This is a genomic window from Streptomyces sp. OfavH-34-F (genome assembly GCF_022347745.1).
Classification (GTDB): domain Bacteria; phylum Actinomycetota; class Actinomycetes; order Streptomycetales; family Streptomycetaceae; genus Streptomyces.
Map to the genome: position 1 here is coordinate 1 of NZ_JAKRGC010000554.1, position 2,188 is coordinate 2,188.

Sequence of the window (2,188 nt, forward strand, 5' to 3'; positions counted from 1 at the left end):
CTGCTGCTCCGTGTACGGGCCGTCCAGCCGGCCGGTCGGCCGGTCCGCCTCGTGGGGGGAGCGCTGGAGCGGCGACCGGCTCTCGTGCAGCCCCTTGGCCTCGCGGGCCGCGATCTCCTTGAGCCGCATCGACAGCTGCAGCGTGCTCGGGCGCTCCTCCGGGTCCTTCGCCAGACAGGCGCTCACCAGCGGCGCCAGCGCGTCGTGCACATCGAACAGCTGCGGCTCCTCGTGCACCACCCGGTAGAGCATGACCTCGGAACTGCCGTGCCCGAACGGGGAGTCCGCCATCGCCGCGTACGCGAGCGTCGCGCCCAGCGAGAACACGTCCGTCGCCGGGGTCACCGCGGCGCCCCGCACCTGCTCGGGCGCCAGGAAGCCGGGCGAGCCCACCGCCGTACCGACGTGCGTCAGCGTGGAGGCGCCCGTCGCCCAGGCGATCCCGAAGTCGATGATGCGGGGGCCCTTGGGGGAGAGCAGGATGTTCGAGGGCTTGAGATCCCGGTGGACCACCCCGGCCTCGTGCACCGCCACCAGACCCTCGGAGAGCGCCGCCCCGATCGAGGCGACCTCGGCCGCCGACAGCGGGCCCTCCTCGGCCACCTTGTCGTGCAGCGACGGGCCCGGCACGTACTGCGTGGCGAACCAGGGACGGTCCGCCTCCAGATCGGCGGCCACCAGCCGGGCCGTGCACCCGCCGCGGATGCGCCGGGCGGCGGACACCTCCCGTGCGAACCGCGAACGGAACTCCTGATCCTCCGCCAGGTCCGGGCGGATCACCTTGAGCGCGACCCGCTGGCCGCGCCGGTCCGAGCCCAGGTAGACGACGCCCATCCCGCCGGCCCCGAGCCGCCGGTGCAGCCTGAACGAGCCGACGACACGCGGGTCCTCGCGCCGGAGCCGCATCATCGCCATGTCTGCCCATCCCCGCTGCCTGGTACGCCTGACGAGGCACAGCTTACGTACCCGTCGGCCGGGGCGCTCAGAGGCCGCGCCCTCGCGGGGGATTCGATTGTCAGTGCCGGATGCGAAACTTGAGAAGTGGTCAGGGAGCCGCGGATCCAGGCGCCCCGGCCCGTGCGAGATCTCAAGGGTCAGTCGCAGAAGGGGGATTGGATCAGTGAAGGGCGATCGGGTCGAGATAGTCGTGGACGCCGGGGACAGCACCCGGACCTACGAGGTGGTGGCGTCCAGAGCCGGCCGCAGGGTGGAGACAGCCGTCCGCCGGGGTGTGGTCGAAGTGAGTGAAGTCACCAGGAACGGGGCCGTGGTGCGCACGGCCCGCTTCATGGCGACCAGGGTGCTGGCCCTGGTCGAACAACCGGTACCGAGAGAGGATGTCTCCGAACGTCCCCTCCGGGAAGACCCCAACCCCGCGTAGTCCCGTCTCCACCCAGGGGAGTACGCCGACCACGCACGGCTCATCCTCCGGGAGGCCCGGGATTCGGTACGCGGGCATGACGCCGCCCGCCCCCCGAATCCCTAATGTTGAGTCCAAGCGGCGGGCGTCGCACTCGTCCCCCGAGGTCACACGCCCGCCGCCCCACATCGGACCAGGAGAGGAACCATGGCGGACACGGCAGCGCGGACGGTTGTCCGCACGCGAGGACGCAGGGCGTACGCCGCGTTCGGCAGCCGCCCGTCGTCCGGCCGCCGTCACCCCTTGGTGGCGACGGCCATGGTCCTTCCCCTGGCGGCCCTGCTCGTCGTCGTCTTCGGCGGCTGGGAAGCAGTGGTCACACAGGCGTCGTCCGTGGGCGTGATGCTGGGGCGCTGAGCGGCGCCCCGGGTCCGGAAGAGCGGTCCGGACCGGGACATCCGGCCAACAACCCCGTGGGGACGGGGGTGCGGCGGACGGCAGCGTTTGTCCGGCCAGCTGGGGAGCTGGCCGGACAACGCGCTGCCCGAAAACAGGACGGCGGACCGAACCCCCGCCCGGGCTCCGTGCCGCGTACGCTCTGCGCGGGGCGCCGCCACCGGCCCGCCTCGTTCCGGCAGCGCGCCGGAAGGACGCCCGCGCCGTCGGGCCGTCCGTCGCACCGGGGGAGACCGTGAACACCGCACTCGTACGCGCGCTCGGCGATCTCGCGCACCGGGCCGCCCATCCAGGCGCCGGGGGTGCCTGCTCCTGCCCGGCGCCGGACGTGCTCGCCGACCGGGCCGACGGCACCGTCGTCCGCAGCGGCCC

General features: G+C 73.2%; 3 protein-coding genes and 1 pseudogene. 3 read left to right on the plus strand and 1 reads right to left on the minus strand.

The window, feature by feature from the left end:
- Positions 1-915: serine/threonine-protein kinase (locus MHW47_RS34790; RefSeq protein WP_239227821.1), on the minus strand; the 915-nt coding region annotated here is incomplete at its 3' end.
- 205 nt (positions 916-1,120) lie between these two features.
- Between MHW47_RS34790 and MHW47_RS34795 the strand changes: the two genes are divergently transcribed.
- The 3 genes and pseudogenes from MHW47_RS34795 to MHW47_RS34805 all read left to right on the plus strand — a co-directional run.
- Complete coding sequence (locus tag MHW47_RS34795; RefSeq protein ID WP_239227822.1) at positions 1,121-1,381, plus strand: hypothetical protein; 261 nt, start codon at positions 1,121-1,123, stop codon at positions 1,379-1,381.
- 186 nt (positions 1,382-1,567) lie between these two features.
- The gene (locus MHW47_RS34800; protein WP_239227823.1) at positions 1,568-1,777 is read left to right on the plus strand and encodes a hypothetical protein; all 210 of its coding nucleotides are present in this window, start codon (positions 1,568-1,570) and stop codon (positions 1,775-1,777) included.
- A 274-nt stretch (positions 1,778-2,051) separates the two neighbouring features.
- A pseudogene (locus tag MHW47_RS34805) lies at positions 2,052-2,188 on the plus strand (aminoglycoside phosphotransferase family protein); the annotation flags it as partial.